The organism is uncultured Draconibacterium sp. (assembly GCF_913063105.1).
Classification (GTDB): domain Bacteria; phylum Bacteroidota; class Bacteroidia; order Bacteroidales; family Prolixibacteraceae; genus Draconibacterium.
In genome coordinates this window covers 20,655-40,817 of sequence record NZ_CAJXYQ010000023.1, presented here as the reverse complement: position 1 = coordinate 40,817, position 20,163 = coordinate 20,655, and the positions used below count along the sequence as shown (strand labels likewise).

17 protein-coding genes and 1 tRNA gene are annotated in these 20,163 nt (G+C 41.0%); 13 read left to right on the top strand and 5 right to left on the bottom strand.

Annotated elements, in window-relative coordinates; genetic code table 11:
• Positions 1-22: 22 nt before the first annotated feature.
• From groL to QZ574_RS17475, 9 genes are all read left to right on the top strand, one after another.
• Positions 23-1,666 carry a chaperonin GroEL gene (gene groL / locus QZ574_RS17515; RefSeq protein ID WP_297091934.1) on the top strand — a complete coding sequence of 548 codons (1,644 nt, stop codon included), beginning with the start codon at positions 23-25 and terminating at the stop codon, positions 1,664-1,666.
• A gap of 498 nt (positions 1,667-2,164) precedes the next feature.
• Entirely contained in the window at positions 2,165-3,499 is a 1,335-nt protein-coding gene (gdhA, locus tag QZ574_RS17510) for an NADP-specific glutamate dehydrogenase (RefSeq protein WP_297091932.1), read from the top strand.
• Between the two features lie 280 nt (positions 3,500-3,779).
• A complete protein-coding gene (locus QZ574_RS17505) occupies positions 3,780-4,544 on the top strand; it encodes a TatD family hydrolase (protein ID WP_297091930.1) in 765 nt (254 codons plus the stop codon).
• A gap of 30 nt (positions 4,545-4,574) precedes the next feature.
• Positions 4,575-5,618, top strand: coding sequence for an asparaginase (locus QZ574_RS17500; RefSeq protein WP_297091928.1), 1,044 nt, complete (start codon positions 4,575-4,577; stop codon positions 5,616-5,618).
• Between the two features lie 71 nt (positions 5,619-5,689).
• Positions 5,690-5,776, top strand: a tRNA-Ser gene (locus QZ574_RS17495).
• A gap of 134 nt (positions 5,777-5,910) precedes the next feature.
• The gene (locus QZ574_RS17490; RefSeq protein ID WP_297091926.1) at positions 5,911-6,732 is read left to right on the top strand and encodes a MotA/TolQ/ExbB proton channel family protein; all 822 of its coding nucleotides are present in this window, start codon (positions 5,911-5,913) and stop codon (positions 6,730-6,732) included.
• A gap of 13 nt (positions 6,733-6,745) precedes the next feature.
• The gene (locus QZ574_RS17485) at positions 6,746-7,204 is read left to right on the top strand and encodes a hypothetical protein (protein WP_297091924.1); all 459 of its coding nucleotides are present in this window, start codon (positions 6,746-6,748) and stop codon (positions 7,202-7,204) included.
• 33 nt (positions 7,205-7,237) lie between these two features.
• The gene (locus tag QZ574_RS17480; RefSeq protein ID WP_297091922.1) at positions 7,238-7,807 is read left to right on the top strand and encodes a biopolymer transporter ExbD; all 570 of its coding nucleotides are present in this window, start codon (positions 7,238-7,240) and stop codon (positions 7,805-7,807) included.
• 11 nt (positions 7,808-7,818) lie between these two features.
• Positions 7,819-8,289, top strand: a complete 471-nt coding sequence (locus QZ574_RS17475) for a biopolymer transporter ExbD (protein ID WP_297091920.1) — start codon at positions 7,819-7,821, stop codon at positions 8,287-8,289.
• A 69-nt stretch (positions 8,290-8,358) separates the two neighbouring features.
• Here QZ574_RS17475 and QZ574_RS17470 read toward each other — a convergent pair whose 3' ends face one another.
• From QZ574_RS17470 to QZ574_RS17460, 3 genes are all read right to left on the bottom strand, one after another.
• A complete protein-coding gene (locus QZ574_RS17470) occupies positions 8,359-9,681 on the bottom strand; it encodes a DEAD/DEAH box helicase (RefSeq protein WP_297091919.1) in 1,323 nt (440 codons plus the stop codon).
• A 126-nt stretch (positions 9,682-9,807) separates the two neighbouring features.
• Entirely contained in the window at positions 9,808-10,911 is a 1,104-nt protein-coding gene (gene dprA / locus QZ574_RS17465; RefSeq protein WP_297091918.1) for a DNA-processing protein DprA, read from the bottom strand.
• Positions 10,912-10,930: 19 nt separating this feature from the next.
• Positions 10,931-11,383 carry a hypothetical protein gene (locus tag QZ574_RS17460; RefSeq protein WP_297091917.1) on the bottom strand — a complete coding sequence of 151 codons (453 nt, stop codon included), beginning with the start codon at positions 11,381-11,383 and terminating at the stop codon, positions 10,931-10,933.
• Between the two features lie 97 nt (positions 11,384-11,480).
• Between QZ574_RS17460 and aroB the strand changes: the two genes are divergently transcribed.
• Both aroB and QZ574_RS17450 read left to right on the top strand, forming a co-directional pair.
• A complete protein-coding gene (gene aroB, locus QZ574_RS17455; protein ID WP_297091916.1) occupies positions 11,481-12,545 on the top strand; it encodes a 3-dehydroquinate synthase in 1,065 nt (354 codons plus the stop codon).
• A 33-nt stretch (positions 12,546-12,578) separates the two neighbouring features.
• The gene (locus QZ574_RS17450; RefSeq protein WP_297091915.1) at positions 12,579-13,811 is read left to right on the top strand and encodes a 3-phosphoshikimate 1-carboxyvinyltransferase; all 1,233 of its coding nucleotides are present in this window, start codon (positions 12,579-12,581) and stop codon (positions 13,809-13,811) included.
• A 115-nt stretch (positions 13,812-13,926) separates the two neighbouring features.
• Here the strand turns inward: QZ574_RS17450 and QZ574_RS17445 are convergent, their stop codons facing one another.
• Positions 13,927-15,021: a heparan-alpha-glucosaminide N-acetyltransferase domain-containing protein gene (locus tag QZ574_RS17445; protein WP_297091913.1), complete on the bottom strand. Its 1,095-nt coding sequence runs from the start codon at positions 15,019-15,021 to the stop codon at positions 13,927-13,929.
• An 89-nt stretch (positions 15,022-15,110) separates the two neighbouring features.
• On the opposite strand from QZ574_RS17445, the gene QZ574_RS17440 reads away from it, so the two are divergent.
• Positions 15,111-17,693, top strand: a complete 2,583-nt coding sequence (locus QZ574_RS17440; RefSeq protein ID WP_297091912.1) for a family 20 glycosylhydrolase — start codon at positions 15,111-15,113, stop codon at positions 17,691-17,693.
• 11 nt (positions 17,694-17,704) lie between these two features.
• Here QZ574_RS17440 and QZ574_RS17435 read toward each other — a convergent pair whose 3' ends face one another.
• Positions 17,705-18,148, bottom strand: a complete 444-nt coding sequence (locus QZ574_RS17435) for a nucleoside deaminase (RefSeq protein WP_297091910.1) — start codon at positions 18,146-18,148, stop codon at positions 17,705-17,707.
• 207 nt (positions 18,149-18,355) lie between these two features.
• On the opposite strand from QZ574_RS17435, the gene aspS reads away from it, so the two are divergent.
• A complete protein-coding gene (gene aspS / locus QZ574_RS17430; protein WP_297091908.1) occupies positions 18,356-20,122 on the top strand; it encodes an aspartate--tRNA ligase in 1,767 nt (588 codons plus the stop codon).
• The last annotated feature ends 41 nt before the right edge of the window (positions 20,123-20,163 follow it).

Below are 20,163 nucleotides of genomic sequence, written 5' to 3'. Positions count from 1 at the left end.
AAAAAAGTAAAAATCAGAAAAGATGGCTAAAGAAATTAAATTCGATATTGAAGCACGCGATTTGCTTAAAAGTGGTGTTGATCAACTGGCTAATGCCGTGAAAGTAACTTTAGGTCCTAAAGGGCGTAACGTTGTAATCGAGAAAAAATTTGGTGCACCTCAGATTACTAAAGACGGTGTAACTGTTGCGAAAGAAATAGAATTGAGCGACGCTTACGAAAACCTTGGTGCTCAAATGGTAAAAGAAGTAGCTTCCAAAACAGGCGACGATGCTGGTGACGGTACTACTACTGCAACAGTTTTAGCACAAAGCATTGTTAACGTTGGTTTAAAAAACGTAACAGCCGGTGCTAATCCAATGGATTTGAAACGTGGTATCGACAAAGCTGTTGAAGCTGTTGTTGCCAGCATTAAGGCTCAGGCACAAACTATTGGCGACGACTATGCAAAAATCGAATCAGTAGCAAAAGTATCAGCAAATAACGATGCAACAATTGGAGCATTAATTGCTGAAGCAATGAAAAAAGTACACAAAGAAGGTGTTATTACCATTGAAGAAGCAAAAGGAACAGATACTTACGTTGACGTTGTTGAAGGTATGCAATTCGACCGTGGTTACCTTTCTCCTTACTTTGTAACCGACGCTGAAAAAATGGTGGCAGATCTTGAAAATCCATTCATTCTGATCCACGATAAGAAAATCAGTACAATGAAAGACCTACTTCCTGTATTGGAAGCTACTGCACAAACAGGTCGTCCGTTAATGATTATTGCTGAAGATGTTGATGGTGAAGCCCTGGCAACCTTGGTTGTTAACCGTCTGCGTGGTTCGTTAAAAGTATGTGCTGTTAAAGCTCCTGGTTTTGGCGACCGCAGAAAAGAAATGCTGGAAGACATTGCGATCCTTACAGGCGGTACAGTAATTACTGAAGAAAAAGGAATGAAGCTGGAGCAAGCAACAATTGAAATGTTAGGTCAGTGCGAAAAAATTACTGTTGATAAAGAAAATACAACAGTAGTAAATGGTGCTGGCGAACAAGGTGCAATCGCGGCTCGTGTTAACCAGATTAAGACTCAAATGGAAACAACTACTTCTGACTACGACAAAGAAAAACTGCAAGAACGTTTGGCTAAATTGGCCGGTGGTGTTGCAGTTATCTACGTTGGTGCTGCTTCAGAAGTTGAAATGAAAGAGAAAAAAGACCGCGTTGACGATGCATTGCACGCAACCCGTGCTGCCGTTGAAGAAGGAATTGTTCCTGGCGGAGGTGTTGCTTTGGTACGTGCAATTGCTGCGCTGGAAGACTTAAAAGGGGACAACGACGACGAAACAACCGGTGTTGAAATCGTTAAACGTGCAATTGAAGAGCCATTGCGCCAGATTGTTGCCAATGCTGGTAAAGAAGGTGCTGTTGTTGTTCAGAATGTAAAAGATGGTGAAGGCGATTATGGTTACAATGCCCGCATTGATGAATACCAGAAATTGTACGAAACTGGTGTTATCGATCCTGCAAAAGTAACACGTGTTGCACTTGAAAATGCAGCTTCAATTGCCGGAATGTTCTTAACTACAGAAACAGTAATTGTTGAAGAAAAAGAAGATGCTCCTGCGATGCCTCCAATGGGCGGTGCTCCTGGAATGGGTGGCATGGGCGGTATGATGTAATAATCAGCTCAAAAAATAAATGAAAGCTCTTCTCGTTTGGGAAGAGCTTTTTTTTTGTCCTGTTTTTTGTCTGTTATTTAGAAAAAGCAACGATTGGGAGATGTATGGCTTCGGAGCATAACGAACAGAATTCCTGAAATTCGTTTCGTTTTTCAGTTTGTAAGCAAAATCCCTTAAAAATATTAAAAGTTATATAGTGAAATATTCGACAAATTCTGGATTGAAATTGAATTGCCCTGTTGTGCTTACAATCGACTGTTTATAAGGTGTTTTACGCTATGAGGTTCAATTTCCTGATTTCTGTCAGAGGGTGTTTTGTAACATCTTTTGGTTTGGGTGTAATGCACTGAAAGACAATACTTAGCAAGAGGGCTGAATCTTTTCTTTTTGTTTGTAATTTCCTTGTTAAGTTCCCTACCTTTATCGTGTTATTTAAAATCGAAGCAGATCGGCGGCGGTTTAAATGTTAACATCGGATTTCCGATTAAAACTAACAGTATGAAAACAGATATAAATGAGTTCATCGCAAACTTAGAGAGAAGAACTCCGGGGGAAAATGAATTTCACCAGGCGGTTGAAGAGGTAATCACATCAGTTTGGGATTTTTATGGTAAAAATCCACGTTACCAACGAGCAAAAATATTAGAACGTATGGTAGAGCCCGAGCGTGTGATTATGTTTCGTGTACCTTGGGTCGATGATCGTGGAGAGGTTCAAATTAACCGCGGTTACCGGGTGGAGTTTAATTCGGCACTGGGGCCGTATAAAGGAGGATTGCGATTTCATGCCAGTGTAACCTTAAGTATATTAAAGTTTTTAGGCTTCGAACAAACCTTTAAAAACAGTTTAACCACATTGCCAATGGGTGGAGGTAAAGGCGGATCCGATTTTAGCCCAAAAGGAAAGTCTGACGGTGAAATTATGCGTTTTTGCCAAAGCTTTATGAGTGAGCTTTATCGTCATATAGGCCCTAATACCGATGTGCCAGCCGGCGATATTGGTGTTGGAGGACGCGAAATAGGCTATTTGTTTGGCCAGTATAAACGACTAAAAAACGAATTTACCGGGGTGTTAACCGGTAAAGGTTTGGCCTGGGGAGGAAGTTTGATTCGGCCGGAAGCAACCGGGTTTGGTGCGGTTTATTTTGCTCAGCACATGTTACACCGAATAGGTAAAGATATTGAAGGGCAGACGATCTCTGTATCAGGTTTTGGAAATGTTGCGTGGGGAGCTATTACAAAAATAAACGAGTTGGGAGGAAAGGTTGTAACAATCTCTGGCCCCGATGGTTATATTTACGACAAAGAAGGAATTACCGGAGATAAAGTAGAATACCTGCTTGAGCTGCGCGCAACAAATAATGATATTGTTGCACCTTATGCCGAAGAGTTTGGTGCTGAATTTATTGCCGGTGAACGTCCGTGGCAGGTGCCGGTTGATTTGGCAATGCCTTGCGCCACCGAGAATGAAGTAAATCTTGAAGATGCAAAGGTGCTTGCTAAAAATGGATGCAAATTATTAGCCGAAGCTTCAAATATGGGCTGCACGGCAGACGCTGTGGACTTTTTAAGCGAGGCAATGGATTATGCTCCCGGAAAAGCCGTTAATGCCGGGGGAGTTGCCGTTTCAGGACTTGAAATGTCGCAAAACAGTATGCGAATTAACTGGCCCCGCGAAGAAGTAGATGCACGTTTAAAAGTAATTATGCAGGCCATTCACGAAACCTGTGTGTCGTATGGTAAAAATGGCCCCAAAGTAAATTACGTTAAAGGTGCCAATGTGGGTGGCTTTGTTAAGGTAGCAGAAGCAATGCTGGCACAGGGTGTGGTTTAATCAATCACTTGTAGTAAAATATGTAAAATCCATCCGGTTTTCGGATGGATTTTTTTGTGCTAAATTTTATCGGGGTGAAAATATGTTCAGCAGGTAATGTTAAATTTAATTTTTAGGTAAAGTTAATTTAGCTGTAAGCCAAAAACACTTTTTTACATTTGTCGAAAATTTTATTAGCATATTTCTTGTTTTATCAGTAAAACTGTTTCTGAAGCCAAAGATTAACAGTAAAGACAGTTGAGAAACAGCTCTTCAAAACAAACAGAATAAGTTTAGATAAATGTTTATAGATACGCATTCACATATATATTCGGAAGATTTTATTCACGATAGAGACGAGGCACTTCAAAGAGCTTACGAAAGCGGAATAAAAAGAATTGTATTGCCGAATATCGATTCAGGATCAATAAAGCATATGCTCGACCTCTCTGATGCGTATCCGCACATGTGTTTTCCTTTGATAGGCTTGCACCCAACCTCGGTTGAAGAAGATTACCAGGAAGAACTTGAAGCCATTGATTATTGGTTGCAACGACGAAAATTTTATGGTATCGGCGAGATAGGTATCGATTTATACTGGGAAAGCAAGTATGAAAAAGAGCAAAAAGAGGCCTTTCGTTATCAAATTCGTATGGCCAAAAAATTGAATTTGCCAGTTGTTGTGCATGTGCGAAACTCATTTGAAGAAACCTATAAAATTGTTAGCGAGGAGCAAGACGGAACATTAAAAGGGATTTTTCATTGCTTTACAGGCACAAAAGAGGAGGCTGAAAAAATAACAGAGCTCGGGTTCTTTTTAGGCATAGGCGGAGTAGTTACTTTTAAAAACAGCAAGCTGGACGAAGTACTCACAACTATCGACCCTCATAGCCTGGTGTTGGAAACCGATTCTCCTTACCTGGCTCCTGTTCCCAAGAGAGGAAAACGAAACGAGAGTTCTTATCTCGTTCATGTAGCCCAGAAAGTTGCCGAGGTATATCGTTTGCCGCTTACCCGTATTGCTGAAATTACCACAACCAATGCCCGTAATTTATTTGGAATTTAATAACTTGCATGCCGATTTTATAAAAAGGTAATGATCAAAAAAACAAGCAAAAAAACTTCTATTTTAATTATCTACACCGGAGGTACTATTGGTATGGTTCAGGATCCTAAAAACGGATCGCTGATTCCGGTGAAGTTCGAAAAAATTCAGGAAGTGGTACCGGAGCTCAAGAAGTTCGATTTTATTATTAAAACCATCACGTTTAATCCGGCCCTCGATTCATCAAACATGAATCCGATAACCTGGATAAAGATTGCAAAAACTATCGAACGCCATTACAATGCATACGATGGTTTTGTTGTTTTACACGGAACTGATACCATGGCTTATACAGCATCGGCCTTAAGTTATATGTTTGAAAATCTCGACAAACCAATCATTCTTACCGGGTCTCAACTGCCAATAGGAATGATTAGAACCGACGGCAAGGAAAACCTGATAACAGCCGTGGAAATTGCCGCAGCAAAACAAAACAACATTAGTATTGTGCCAGAGGTATGTGTTTATTTCGATTTTAAGTTATACCGGGGAAATCGTACATTAAAACGCGATGCGGAATTGTTCAGCGCCTTCCGTTCGGTTAACTATCCGGAGCTGGCAGTGGCTGGAATTGATATAAAATACAGTACCGAATTTATTTATTATCCGGAAAATAAAGGGATACTAAAAGTAAATACCGACTTTGATGACAATGTTGTAATTCTGAAAATATTTCCGGGAATCAATCAAAATGTATTTAATTCGGTATTAAACACTCCGGGTTTAAAGGGTATTGTTTTAGAAACCTTTGGATCGGGTAATGTGCCTACCTCGAGATGGTTGATAAACTGTATAAAAAAAGCAATTAAGCGTGGAGTGGTGGTGTTAAATGTTACCCAATGCCAGGGAGGCAAGGTAGTTATGGGTCAATATCAAACAAGTGTAGAGTTGTTGAATGCAGGTGTTGTTTCGGCCAAAGATATGACCACCGAAGCCGCTATTACAAAGCTTATGTTTTTGCTTGGGCAAGGCTTAAAACCTGCGGAAATTAAAATGTATCTGAATAAAAGTTTGCGTGGGGAAATTAGTGAATAGCAAAGTTTTTTTTTCGCAATTTTTTATTAATTTGCACCCCTCATTTTTGGGGAGCCACGTAAAATAATATTGGAGAGGTGCAGGAGTGGCTGAACTGGCACGCCTGGAAAGCGTGTGTACCCGAGAGGGTACCGAGGGTTCGAATCCCTCTCTCTCCGCAAAAATGAGCCGTTCTTGTGAATTAAAGGATATGCATTTTAGGGCATGTTTTTTGTAGGAAAAAGGAATTTATATTTAAAAGCAATACAAAAACAAATTCAAAGAGATTATTAATTAAAAATTCAAATCAATTATGAAAAGACTATTCGCGTTAATAGCCGTATTTGGGATGCTGTTTTTTATGGCGTCAAACGTAGCGCTTGCTCAGGAAGAAGAAGCAGCTGCAACAGAAACTGCTACTGAACAAGTAGAACCAGCCGTAGAAGAAACTCCTGCAGCAATTGCTGAAGAAGAAGCTGCTGCCGCTGCAGAAGAAGGAAAATCGCTTCACAGCCAATTAAAACAAAAATTTATCGAAGGTGATCCTGCTTTCATGTCATTCGTATTAGTAGCCCTTATTTTGGGTCTTGCTTTTGCTATTGAAAGAGTTCTTTACCTTAACCTTGCAACAAGCAACACTAAAAAATTGTTGGCTAAAGTTGAAGAAGCTTTAGAAAATGGTGGTGTTGAAGCTGCAAAAGACGTATGTCGTAACACTCGTGGTCCTGTTGCAAGTATTTTTTACCAGGGACTTGACCGTTTCGATCACGGAATTGATGTAGTAGAAAAAACAGTTATTTCTTATGGTGGTGTTCAAGCCGGTCTTTTGGAAAAAGGATTAAGCTGGATTGCACTTTTCATCGCGTTGGCTCCTATGCTTGGTTTCATGGGTACAGTAATCGGTATGATTGGCGCTTTTGATGCTATTGAAGTAGCAGGTGACATTAGCCCTTCTCTTGTGGCTGGTGGTATTAAAGTAGCACTTATTACAACTGTAACAGGTCTTGTAGTAGCAATTATCCTACAGATTTTCTACAACTACTGTGTAGCAAAAATCGACAGCATTATTAACAACATGGAAGATGCTTCTATTTCGTTGTTAGACTTGTTGGTAAAACATAACATGAAAAAATAAGGAGTAAAGAAAAATGGGTAAATCAGCAAAAATAGTTACTATTATACTATGGGCTCTTATCATCGTTTCTACCATTCTTCTTGTTTCGTTATTTGTAAACATTAGTGAAGTAGATACTGATCCTGTGATGGGAAGTTGGATTAATTCCAACTTGGTATGGGGTTACATACTTGTAGCTATTGGTGCAGGTGTTGCAGTTCTATCAGGATTGTTTCACATGTTCACCGATAAAAAAGCTGCAAAAGCAGGGATTATTTCTCTCGGATTTATGGGCGTTGTGGCCTTACTGGCCTATATGTTGGCTTCACCTGAAATTCCACAATTTGTTGGTGTAGATAAATTTATTGCCGACGGAACCTTAAATGAGAGTGTAGCAAAATTGGTAGATACTGGATTATATGCAGTTTATATCCTTTTAGGATTGGCAGTTTTGGCCGTTGCATCTTCTTCAGTAATGCGTTTGTTTAGATAAGTTTAATCGTGGTAAAAAAAACAGGAAAAAGTTATGGCTAAGAAAATACCTGAGATACCGGCAGCATCTTTGGCAGATATTGCATTTATGTTGCTGATCTTCTTCCTGGTAACAACCACGATGGACGTTGACAGCGGTCTTCGAAGAAAACTTCCGCAATGGGCTCCGGAACAACTGGAGGATGATGATACGCAAATTAATGAGCGTAACGTTTTCGTAGTTCTTGTAAATAAGAACAACGACCTGTTGGTTGAAGGAGACTACGAACAAATTGAGAATCTGCGCGAAAGGGCAAAAGAGTTTATGGCAAACCCATACAACGACGAAAACCTGCCCGAGAAAGAACCTGCAGAATTACCTTACTTCGGCGAAGTAATGGTAACCAAAGGGGTAATCTCGCTGCGAAACGATTTAGATACTCAATACGGAACCTATCTCGCTGTTCAAAACGAACTGGTTGCTGCCATTAATGAATTAAGAGACGAGTTGGCTAAAACGAAGTTTGGAAAATCTTACGAAGATTTGGAAGATGATCAACAAGATGCCATCAGAAAAATCTACCCGTCGAGAATTTCGGAAGCTGAACCAAAAGGTAAAATTTAAAGGAATAGATTATGAGCAAGTTTAGAAAAAATGATGGTAAGGAATTACCTCCGATTTCAACGGCATCGTTGCCTGATATCGTGTTCATGCTTCTGTTCTTTTTTATGGTTAGTACAACAATGCGTGAAGTAACTCTAAAGGTTAAAATGCGTTTGCCTGAAGCTACCGAGCTTAGCAAACTTGAAAAGAAATCTTTAGTGAGTTACATTTATATTGGTGAGCCACTACCGGCGTTTCAGAAAACGTTTGGTAAGGCCCCGCGTATTCAGTTGAACGACCAATTTTCGACAGTTGGTGATGTACAAGATTACATTATTGCTGAACGGGAAGCCAGAGATGAAGCAGAACAACCGTTTATGGTGACTTCGTTAAAAATTGATGAGAATACAAAAATGGGTATTGTAAACGATGTAAAGCAGGAACTGCGTAAATCGGCTGCACTAAACATTAACTATTCATCGCGTCAAAGAGTAGAACGATAATTCAAAGAATTGATATACAAAAAAAGGGAAGCAGATGCTTCCCTTTTTTTGTATCAACTTTATGGTATTTTATTTCCGTCGCTTCTTTCTTTTCTGGCGTGCCTTTGTTCGGGAAAATTTGTCTTCGAACGAACGTTTTGATGAGCCTTTTCTCTTTTTCTGATGAAAAGCTCCTTGAAAGGTAGGATCGTCAACCTTTCGCTGGCGGTCAATTTCGCGCAGCATATCCTGGCTTTCTTTAAATTCCGACTCTACAACTTCCACTTCTTGAGGCAGCTCCTGAAGCTTTATTTGCTCGCGCATTAAAGATTCTATTTTTTTCCAGTGCCATTCGGCAGCGGGGTCAATCATGGTAATGGCATCGCCTTTATTTCCGGCACGTGCAGTACGGCCAATCCGGTGAATGTAATCGTCGTAATCGTTGGGCAAATCAAAGTTAATTACATGGCTAACCTGGCTTACATCCATCCCTCGGGCCGAAACATCGGTGGTTATTAATATCCGTACCTCGCCACTTTTAAATGCCTGAATGGAGTTAATACGCGCATTTTGTCCTTTATTCGAGTGTAAAATACGTTTTTCGCCTTCTGCTTTTCGTTGCACCACCTTGTAAACTCCTTCGGCGTGTTCTTTTGTTTTTACAAAAATAATAACGCGGGTAAACTTCTCCTCGTCATGAAGCAGGTGTTTAATCAGGTTAAGTTTTGTGCGGTAGTTGGGTACCCGGTAACAGGTTTGGGTAACCAAATTAACCGGTGTGGCTGAAGGTGCAACTTCCAGTTTCTCGAAGTGGTCAAGAAATTCTTCTGCTAATTTTTCAATTTTCTCAGAAAAAGTTGCCGAAAAAAGTAAGTTCTGTCTGCGTGTTGGCAGTATTTCCTGTAACTGACGTAGCTGGGGCATAAAGCCCATGTCGAGCATGCGGTCTGCTTCATCAATTACCAGGTATTTCACCTTTTTCAAACGCAAAGCCCCGCACTGGTATAAATCCCACATGCGCCCGGGGGTGGCTACCAAAATATCAATACCCGGCTCAAGTAAAGCCGCATGTTTTGTCCAGCCAATACCCCCAAATACTGCTGCATGACGCAGTTCCGAGTAACTTGTTAACTCTTCAATGTCTTCGCCAACCTGAATGGAGAGCTCACGCGTTGGTACAAGAACTACCACTCGTGGATCTATTCCTTCTGGCTTTTTAAGCTTGGTAAGTAATGGTAATAAATAGGCAGCCGTTTTTCCGGTGCCGGTTTGCGCAACGCCAACAATATTTGCTCCCGAATTAATCATTGGGATAGCTTTTTGCTGAATTGGTGTTGGTGTATCAAACCCAATATCATCAAGCGCTTTTAGTATTGATTTTGCAACTTTTAATTGCTCAAAAGTTTTTTTCATTTTAAAAAGAATTGCTTATTTCCTTTACTCAAAAATTTTATGGACTAAAGAATTAATGATTCTGCGTGCCCGTTAAATTGCTTCAGGAAATATTGTTTGGGTGCAAAATTAGAAAATTAAGTCAACTTATCTTAATTTATACATTTTGCCCGGTAAAGCTGTCAAAACGTTTTTAAACTCCAGGTTAAGCATCATGGCAGAAACCCGGCTTACAGGCAGTTGTAGCTCGGCAGAAATCTGATCGATAAAAAGTTCACCTTTTTCTTTTAAAAGGTCGGCAACTTTTTGTTCTTCGGGGTTCAAATCAACAAATAAACTTGACTGAACAGCGTCGGTCTTATCACCTTTTTCCCAACCCATGAAATATTCCAGGTCATCGATGTCTTCAATTAGTGTAGCACCATTTCTCCGAATAAGCTGGTTACAGCCTTTGGAATATGGATCGCCAGAACGCCCCGGAAAGGCAAACACATCGCGATTGTACGAGGAAGCAATATCAGCAGTGACCAGTGCGCCGCCTTTTTTTGCCGATTCAACAACGATTGTTGCATCGGCAAGGCCGGCAATAATGCGGTTTCGTTTTAAAAAATTCGATGGGTCTATTTTTGAACCGCTTGGGAAATCTGTAATTATTCCACCGGTTTCAAGCATTTTTCTGGCCGTATCTTTGTGTATTGCCGGGTAAAGGATATCGTGCCCGTGGGCAACTACCCCAACGGTAGGAAGGTTGTGCTTTAGTGCCGATCGGTGTGCTTGTATATCAATTCCATAAGCCAGGCCGCTTACAATTACTATTTTATAATTTCGCGCGGCAAACTCGCTGCACAACGTTTCAACCAGCGATTTTCCGTAAGCTGTGGCATTTCTTGTTCCAACAATACTAATAACCCGCTCTGTATCGAGGTTCATATTTCCCCGGGTGTAAATAATAAGCGGGGCGTCAACACAGTTTTTTAGTCGACGTGGGTAAGTGGCGTCCGTGTAAAAATGAACACCAATTCCATTTCGTTCGATGTACTCCAGTTCTTTTTCAGCCTTGGGCAGAATATTGCTGTTTTTTATTTGTTTGGCATACAGTTGGCCAATGCCCGGCACTTTTGTAAGGGCTTTTGCCGACTGGGAAAATACGCCCTCGGGGCTTCCGATGTAGGCCACAAGGTTGCGCGCAAGTATTCCGCCAATACCCGGAAGCATCGACAAGGCCAGTTTGTATTTTAAATCGTTATTCATAAGTGCAGGGAGATCTGATTTATATACCTAGAATTGAGTTTAAAGATTCTTGAATGCGTTTGCGGTCGGAGAGTTTTAAGCCGGCTAAGCTTACCGAAGGATATTCGGCAACACCTCTTTTGGTTTTTATAATAATTGTAAGATCGGTGAGCTGCCCGAAAAAAGAATTTTCGAACACAACTTTACGTAACCTGTTTTTAGGGAATTCGATGGAGTGGTAGGCTTTGCCACCAAAACTTATGGCCTTGTAGTAGTGCAGTACAATTTTAGCCTCGTCATCGTAAAATTCAATATACTGGTAGTCGGCAACATGAAAAAACAGGTACCATAACGAAAAAACGCCAAGCCCGATAAGCGCAAACATTACCTTATCGAGTAAAAACAATGCCAAAATGCCCAGGGCAATTACAATGCTTACGAGGAAAAATATTTTTTTAATTTTTGAAACTTCTGCCGGATTCTTAATCGTCATCTTTCGTTATTAAATATCTAAAACTGATGGGCGGAAACGCGTTAAAAAAACGCCAAGCCAATTTTATTGTAACTTTAACGCAATTTAGCAGCTACATATGGGAAATTCAAAAATTTACTCTAAAATTATTTATAGCCGAAAGTTGAAGCAAGCGCTTCAGCCGTATATTGATAACTACCCAAAAGGGAAGGTTTTTTTGGCCACCGAAGAAAATGTTGATAAACTTTGGATAACAGGAATGGAAGACTTTCTGACGAGTAACAACATTAAAAAGGTTGTGATACCAGCCGGAGAGCACAATAAAAAAATTGCATCGGTTGAAACGATTTGGCAGTTTCTTTCTGAAAATGAAGGCGACAGAAAATCCTTGCTTATTAATATTGGCGGCGGTATGCTTACTGATTTAGCCGGTTTTGCAGCCAGTACCTTTAAACGCGGAATTGATTTTTTAAATGTACCGACAACTTTATTGTCGCAGGTTGACGCATCGGTTGGTGGTAAAACAGGTTTTAATTTTAACGGATTAAAAAATGAAATAGGGGTGTTTAAGGAACCTGTGGCCGTTATTATTAATACCGACTTTTTGAAAACCATTGACCATGAAAATTTTATTTCGGGTTATGCCGAGATGATTAAACATGGCTTAATTCATAGCCCTGAACATCTTGCTGAGCTGAAAAAATTTAACCTCGAGCTGATTGATTACGACATCCTTGAGGAGATTATTCGTCATTCGGTAAATGTGAAAGAGCATTTTGTGGCCAACGATCTTACCGAAAACAACATTCGGAAAGCCCTGAATTTTGGGCACACGGTTGGTCATGCTTTCGAAAGTATGGCGATGAAACAAGGCCGGCCAATTTTACACGGTTATGCAGTAGCTTTTGCTATGATTGCAGAACTCTTTATGTCGGTAAAAATGTGTGGTTTTCCGCAGCAGGATTGCAATGAACTGATAAACTGGATGATGGAGATTTATGGTAAGTTTGAAATTGAAGAAGCTGACTTTGACGAAATTTATCGCTTAATGACCCATGATAAAAAAAATGAGTCGGGAAGAATTAATTTTACGCTTTTGCCAAGAGTTGGAGAGATAGCCATTAATCAAAATTGCAGCAAAGAACTGATTTTTGATACACTCCGTTTTTATAAAGAACTTTAAAACAGCAGGCATAAAATTTTACACATTTACACTATGATCTATCAGGTAGCTGCAGCAATAAACGAAATAAACGGAAAGATTAAACTACCGGCATCAAAAAGCATCTGCAATCGTGCCTTAATAATAAATGCACTCAGTTACAGTCCTTATCCGATAAAAAATTTATCAGATAGCGATGATACCCGGGTTCTGGAAGCGGCGCTTTTTTCCAACTCCAACAAATTTGATATTGGGCATGCGGGTACTGCTATGCGCTTTCTAACTGCTTTTCTGGCAAAAATTGTTGGCGAGTGGGAAATAACCGGCTCCGAAAGAATGAAGCAACGCCCTATTGCTATTTTGGTGGAAGCATTAAGCCAGTTGGGTGCAAAAATAGATTACCTGGGAGCTGAAGGTTGTCCTCCTTTAAAAATTTTTGGTTCGCATTTAAAAGGAAAAACACTTGAACTGGATGGAAGTGTGTCGAGTCAGTATATATCGGCCCTTTTGCTCATTGCACCAACAATTGAAAACGGACTCACATTAAAATTGAAAGGCCATATTACCTCGCGCTCGTACATTAAGCTTACCCTTGAGTTAATGGCTAAGTTTGGTATTCAGTACCGATGGGATGATAATGAGATTTTTGTACCCGAACAAAAGTACCTGGCACGCGACTTTACCTGCGAGGCCGATTGGTCTGGTGCTTCGTACTGGTATCAGATTATGGCGATGATTGATAGTGGAAAGGTGTTAGTAGAAAATTTACTGCTGGATAGCTTACAGGGAGATGCCGCTATTGCTGAATGGTTTGAGCAATTTGGCGTTAGTTCAACTCAACAGGCTGATGGTGTTTTGTTAAGTAAAAATAAAAACAGGCAACCTGACAGACTGGTGCTTGATTTTATTGAAAATCCCGATGTAGCTCAAACGATGGCTTGCTTGTGTGTGGCTAAAAATATTCCATTTCTTTTTTCAGGGTTAAAAACATTAAAGATTAAAGAAACTGATCGAATTGCTGCGCTTCAAAACGAACTGGCCAAATTCGGCGTTGCAATTACCGAACCGGAACATGGAAAACTGGCCTGGGATGGAACGATTGACCAGGAACAAAAGGAAGACAAACCAATAATAAATACCTACCACGATCACCGTATGGCACTGGCCTTTGCACCGATGGCATTGGCCGGCAGGGCCCTTCAGATTGACGACCCAATGGTTATTACAAAATCGTATCCGGGGTTTTGGAACGATCTGAAAAAAGTGGGATTTAAAATCAGTGAATAAAAATACGGCGTTTAAGCTTGAAAATAATTGCTTGTTAACTGTTCAGCTTAAAGCGCTTATTTTAAAATATTTTGAGGGGGATAAAAGGATTGGAACCTTTTATCCCTTTTCAATTTTAGAGTTTTATAAAAATCTTTTTCTTGTAAAGTATCCAGGCCGGAATAAAATTGAAGCCGATAAAGATTGCAGCATAAAGAAAACTTCCCATTTCCATACTCCATCCTAAATTGTCGAAAAGTTGCATCCAGTGGTTGTTTAAACTATCTCCGCCTATTTGCCAGGTGTAAAACGGAAGACGCCAAACATCGGCCAGTACATAAACCGTTATGGCATTCGACCCAAAAATTATTCCGGGTTTTGTAAAACGCGTACGCCCCAGTACATCCACAAAAAATATACTTACTGCCAAAAGCATCCCGGCTAAACCCGAAGTAACCAATACAAAAGAACTGGTCCAGATGTTTTTGTTAACCGGAAAGATGTAATTCCAGAAGTAGCCCAGCACAAAGGCAAAAAACGAAAACGAAAACAGGTAAATAATTTTGCGTTCGGCAGGTGTTTTACTCAGCACCAAATGCCCGGCAAGCATACCGGCAATTCCTGTAGCAATGGCTGGCAGAGTGCTCAATATTCCCTCCGGATCCCATGTTTTTTGGTACAGATAGCCCGGCAGGTATTTACTGTCAATCCAGGCCGCAATATTTGCCCCGGGTTCTAACATCACCTGTCCGTAACCAGGTGTAGGAATAAACATCATAACAAGCCAGTAAACTACCAGTAAACTAGCGGCCACAATGGCCTGTATTCTCCATTTCGAATTCAGAAACAAAAGGGCACATACCAAAAAAACAATGGCAATACGTTGAAGCACTCCGGCAATACGTACATCCTCGAAACTAAAATTGGGGAAAAGCCACAGCAAAATGCCCACTGCAAATATTTTAACCGACCGGAATATAATCTTTTTGTACATGGGAGTTTTGGCAACACCTGCATCTAACCTTTTAGTATAGGCCAAGGCAATAGATACGCCTACAATAAAAATAAAAAATGGGAAAATTAAGTCGGTAGGAGTTAGTCCATTCCACTCGGCATGGCGTAGTGGCGGATAAACATGACGCCAGGTAGCCGGGTTGTTAACCATTATCATCGCGGCAATGGTAAATCCACGAAAGGCATCGAGGGAGATAAGTCTTTTAAATTCAGCCATTTTGTTTATTTGATTTAGTAAATTAATTCTATATATTTGAAATCGTTTTTAAAAATATTAAAAAGTTAAACTTAATTAAAAAAATTGTCATGCGAAAGTTTCTCTTTTCAATTTCTATAATATTGGCTATTATGCTTGTACAAAGTTGCTCAACTCCCCCTCCAACATCTGATCAGATTAATCTTTCGTGGGGCGTTATCAGTAACGAATATGCCGAAACTCCGCAAGTAAAAGCGAAGTTTATTATTGAAAACAACAGTACCTATACTTTTTCTGAAGACAATTGGGCCTTGTTTTATAATCAGGCACCGCGCGACCCCATTGCCTCAGATAATAATACCCGGATTGAGCATATAAGTGGCGATTGGTTTAAATTAGTTCCTACTGAAGGTTTTCAGCTTATGCCGGGCAAAAAAGTTGAAATTGTATATGAAAGTTCGGCATGGTACATAAAAGCGAGCGATGCTGCAGTAGGGCCTTATTTTGTTTTTTACGATAAAAGCGGAAACGAACAGGCCATTGTTGAGGTTGATAACTATGCTGTTTTGCCTTTTAATAAACCCGAGCAAATAAACAGGCATCGTGCTGATGCAGAACCAATTCCGACAGCTGCCTGGCAATTTGATAACAATGCTGAACTTTTTGAGCTTGAAGAGGATAAGTTATTACCACTAGTGCCCAACCCGGTGAGTTATAAGAGAACAGGGCAGCAAGTAAGGATTAGCAACCCGGTTGAGATTCTGTATGCTGAAGGATTGGAAAACGAGGCCAATTACCTTGCTGAATTGTTGCAAAAAATAGTTGGAGATAGTTTTGTTACCAGAAAAGCGAATGCCCCAATGGCTAACAGTATATTTTTGGGTTTTAAAGAATTGACTGTAAACGGAGTTGAAAACGAAGCCTACGAAATGCAGGTACTTCCCAATCAATCCGTAAGCATATATGGTTCTGATGCTGCCGGTGTTTTTTACGGAATTCAGAGCCTGGTGGCCTTGTTGCCTCCCGGATTATTTGACGGTACATCACAAGAAGTTACGTTGCCGGAGCTCTCCATGAAAGATGCTCCCCGCTTTCCATACCGAGGTATGCACCTCGATGTCTCTCGTAATTTTCAATCAATAGAAACCGTAAAAAAAGTAATCGATATTCTGGCATTTTATAAACTCAATCAGTTGCTGTTTTACATTACCGAAGACGAAGGGTGGCGTATTGAAATTGAAGAATTACCTGAATTAACAGAGGTTGGCAGCCACCGGGGGCACACCACAAAGGCAGCCAATGCCTTGCATCCTGCTTATGGCTCGGGCCCTACGGCCTACGCCAAAGAAAGTAATGGCAGTGGTTTTTATTCGCGCCAGGAGTTTATAGAGCTTATTCAGTATGCCAAAAAGCGTCATATTAATATCATTCCCGAGATTGGTTTTCCCGGACATTCAAGGGCAGCCATAAAAGCTATGGAAGCCCGCTACGAAAAATACATGGAACTGGGCGATGAAGAAAAAGCCAACGAGTTTCGTTTAATCGATCCTGAGGAAAAGTCAAAATATCGGTCTGCCCAATGGTACTCCGATAATATTGTAAACGTAGCGCGCGAATCAACCTATCGATTTTATGAAACGGTTGTTGATGATGTAATTGAAATTTATGCCGAGGCCGGAATAGAACTCGATTTCATCCATACGGGAGGCGATGAAGTGCCCGAAGGCTCGTGGAGCGAATCGCCCATGTGTGCAGAGTTAATGACGAAATTTCCTGAATTTAAAGATCCCAAAAACCTACAGGCTTACGGAACTCGTCGAATTATTGAAATGTTGCAAGGCAAGAATTTAAAAATTGGCGGCTGGGAAGAAGTTGCTTTGTTAAAAGATGAAACCGGGCGCTATAATCCAAATCAGGAGTTTGCACACCTGCAGGTATATCCTTACGTCTGGAATACGCTTGGATCGAACACCGAATTAGCTTACCGACTGGCCAATGCCGGTTACCCTGTTATAATGTGTAATGTTACCAATTTTTATTTCGATTTGGCCTACAACAAAGATCCGCGCGAACCGGGCTTGTATTGGGGAGGTTTCGGAAATACCCGCGATGCCTGGCAGGTAGCTCCTTTCGACGTGTTTAAAAGCACTACGCAAAATGCGATGGGAGAACAGGTGGATACCGATAAAGCTTATGCCGGACTTGAGCGATTAAAACCGGAAGCAAGAAAGAATATTATTGGTGTACAGGCGCAAATTTGGGCCGAGACAATTAAAGATGGTGAGGATGACCTGATGTACCGTATTTTACCAAAACTTATGGGGTTTGCAGAAACTGCCTGGGCAGCTGAACGCGAATGGGAAACCATTGAAAATACAAGCCAACGCCAAGAAAGCTGGAACACGGAATGGAATATCTTTGCCAACACCCTGGCTAAAAAAGAGCTTCCTCGTTTAAAAAGTTTTCTCGGAGGTTACAACTATCGGGTGCCGGCACCGGGCGGAAAAATCGAAAATGGAAAGCTTGTTGCAAACTCCACTTATCCGGGATTAAGTATAAGGTATACTACCGATGGTTCTGAACCCGGTTTAACATCAGCAGAATACGTTGAGCCGGTTTCGGTTAGCGGTACTGTTAAAATTAAAGCTTTTGATACATCAGGAAAAGGCAGTTTAAGCATGGAGGTAAATTAGTAAAGAAACGCTTATCGTTTTTTTCTGAAAAATTCCTGGAGTAATTCTGCACACTCGGTTTCGAATATACCGCTAAGCACTTCCGTTTTCGGATGAAGTGCCTTGGCGGCATATTTTTTAAAGCCGCGTTTTTCGTCGGAAGCACCGTAAACAATTTTGCCAATTTGCGACCAGCCCAATGCTCCGGCGCACATTACACAGGGTTCGAGTGTAACATACAAGATGCAATCGTTAAGGTATTTGCCACCAAGTAGGTTTGCCGCTGCTGTAATTGCCTGCATTTCGGCATGTGCGGTTACATCATTCAGGGTTTCGGTAAGGTTGTGGGCACGTGCAATTATCTTTCCTTTTGATACAACCACAGCTCCAACCGGAATTTCGCCTTCTTCAAAAGCCCGAACAGCTTCGGTAAAGGCCTTTTTCATAAAATATTCGTCGTTAAACGGTTCAATCATAATCAAGAAATATTACTGCGAAGTAACTAAATCTTTGTGGTACTTTGTGTCTTCTTCGAGTAACTTTGTGGTTAATTTTTCTTTTCTGTCACAAAGATTCTCCAATAACATGTTCTAACTTCACAATTCGCTGAAAAGCTGCCAAATGTTTCCGGTATAATTGCCAAAATATCACTATTTTCGCGGCGTAAATAAAAGAAAGATATCATGTACAGAACACATACTTGTGGTGAACTTCGAATTGAGAATGCAGGAAATGAAGTAACTCTGGCCGGTTGGGTGCAACGCGTCCGCGACCTGGGAGCCATGACTTTTGTTGACTTACGCGACCGCTATGGCATTACACAGCTGGTGGTTGACGAAAATACCGATAAAGCTGTTGCCGAAGCGCTTGAGGAGTTGGGACGCGAATTTGTGATTCAGGCAACGGGAACGGTTCGCGAGCGCCAGAGCAAAAACAAAAATATACCAACCGGCGAAGTGGAAATCGCTTTGTCGGGAATTAAAGTGTTAAGCCCGGCAGAACTTCCGCCGTTTACCATTCAGGATGACACCGATGGTGGCGATGATTTGCGGATGAAATATCGTTACCTCGATCTGCGCCGCGATGTTGTACGTGATAACCTGGTGTTACGCTCGAAAATGGCACATGCAGTTCGTAATTACCTGAATGCAAAAGATTTTATTGAAACGGAAACTCCTGTATTAATCAAGTCCACTCCCGAAGGAGCACGTGATTTTATTGTGCCATCGCGAATGAACGAAGGCCAGTTTTACGCATTACCACAGTCTCCGCAAACATTCAAACAATTGCTGATGATTGCCGGTTTCGACCGCTATTACCAGATTGTAAAATGTTTCCGCGATGAAGATTTGCGTGCCGACCGTCAGCCGGAGTTTACACAAATCGACTGCGAAATGTCGTTTGTGGAGCAGAAAGATGTGCTTGAAATGTTTGAAGGATTAACCCGTCACATGTTCAAAGAAACATTGAATGTAGAAGTGGATGAATTCCCATGGATGCCTTATTCTGAAGCAATGGAGAAATACGGATCGGACAAACCCGATACCCGTTTTGAAATGCTGATTAACGATATTTCCGAAACCGTAAAAGGAAAGGATTTTGTGGTGTTCGATTCGGCTGAATATATTGGTGCGATTTGTGCCAAAGGATGCGCCGAGTACTCACGTAAACAACTCGACGGATTGACCAACTGGGTAAAGCGTCCGCAAATTGGTGCCAAAGGTTTGGTTTATGTGAAATGCAACGAAGACGGTTCATTCAAATCATCGGTTGATAAATTTTACTCGCAGGACGACCTGAAAGTCTGGGCAGAAAAGACCGGTGCCCAAGCCGGTGATCTGATTCTTGTGATGAGTGGTGATAAAAAACACATGTTGGATGCACTTGGAGAGCTGCGTCTTGAAATGGGGAAACAACTTGGCTTGCGCAACAAAAATGTGTTTAAACCTTTGTGGGTTGTTGATTTTCCGTTGTTGGAGTGGGATGAAGAAAGTAAGCGATTCCATGCAATGCACCACCCGTTTACTTCGCCAAAACCAGAGGATATTGAGCTAATGGATACTGATCCTGGAAAAGTGCGTGCCAATGCATACGACCTTGTAATTAATGGTGTAGAAATAGGTGGAGGTTCGGTTCGTATTTTTGATGCTGAACTGCAGTCGAAAATGTTTAGCCTGCTTGGCTTCACAAAAGAAGAGGCTGAAGCACAATTTGGCTTCCTGATGAATGCCTTTAAATATGGTGCACCACCACATGCCGGTATTGCGTTTGGTTTCGACCGTTTGGTGTCCTTATTTGCCGGATTGGATACGATTCGCGATGTTATTGCTTTCCCGAAAAACAATTCGGGCCGCGATGTGATGATTGATTCGCCATCGGTAGTTGCCATTGAGCAATTAGACGAGCTTGGTTTGAAATTAGATGTCAAAGAAAAAAAGGATAAGAAATAGATAGAGACTCTTCAGAAATGAATTTTCTATCTGAAAAAATA

Bases quoted from the DNA above. Each gene is read 5' to 3' on its own strand.
- QZ574_RS17445 (WP_297091913.1), bottom strand. From the start codon at position 15,021: ATGGCTGAATTTAAAAGACTTATCTCCCTCGATGCCTTTCGTGGATTT.
- QZ574_RS17450 (WP_297091915.1), top strand. From the start codon at position 12,579: ATGATCTATCAGGTAGCTGCAGCAATAAACGAAATAAACGGAAAGATT.
- QZ574_RS17435 (WP_297091910.1), bottom strand. From the start codon at position 18,148: ATGATTGAACCGTTTAACGACGAATATTTTATGAAAAAGGCCTTTACC.
- QZ574_RS17440 (WP_297091912.1), top strand. From the start codon at position 15,111: ATGCGAAAGTTTCTCTTTTCAATTTCTATAATATTGGCTATTATGCTT.
- QZ574_RS17475 (WP_297091920.1), top strand. From the start codon at position 7,819: ATGAGCAAGTTTAGAAAAAATGATGGTAAGGAATTACCTCCGATTTCA.
- QZ574_RS17480 (WP_297091922.1), top strand. From the start codon at position 7,238: ATGGCTAAGAAAATACCTGAGATACCGGCAGCATCTTTGGCAGATATT.
- groL (WP_297091934.1), top strand. From the start codon at position 23: ATGGCTAAAGAAATTAAATTCGATATTGAAGCACGCGATTTGCTTAAA.
- QZ574_RS17470 (WP_297091919.1), bottom strand. From the start codon at position 9,681: ATGAAAAAAACTTTTGAGCAATTAAAAGTTGCAAAATCAATACTAAAA.
- QZ574_RS17505 (WP_297091930.1), top strand. From the start codon at position 3,780: ATGTTTATAGATACGCATTCACATATATATTCGGAAGATTTTATTCAC.
- gdhA (WP_297091932.1), top strand. From the start codon at position 2,165: ATGAAAACAGATATAAATGAGTTCATCGCAAACTTAGAGAGAAGAACT.
- aspS (WP_297091908.1), top strand. From the start codon at position 18,356: ATGTACAGAACACATACTTGTGGTGAACTTCGAATTGAGAATGCAGGA.
- QZ574_RS17500 (WP_297091928.1), top strand. From the start codon at position 4,575: ATGATCAAAAAAACAAGCAAAAAAACTTCTATTTTAATTATCTACACC.
- QZ574_RS17485 (WP_297091924.1), top strand. From the start codon at position 6,746: ATGGGTAAATCAGCAAAAATAGTTACTATTATACTATGGGCTCTTATC.
- dprA (WP_297091918.1), bottom strand. From the start codon at position 10,911: ATGAATAACGATTTAAAATACAAACTGGCCTTGTCGATGCTTCCGGGT.
- aroB (WP_297091916.1), top strand. From the start codon at position 11,481: ATGGGAAATTCAAAAATTTACTCTAAAATTATTTATAGCCGAAAGTTG.
- QZ574_RS17460 (WP_297091917.1), bottom strand. From the start codon at position 11,383: ATGACGATTAAGAATCCGGCAGAAGTTTCAAAAATTAAAAAAATATTT.
- QZ574_RS17490 (WP_297091926.1), top strand. From the start codon at position 5,911: ATGAAAAGACTATTCGCGTTAATAGCCGTATTTGGGATGCTGTTTTTT.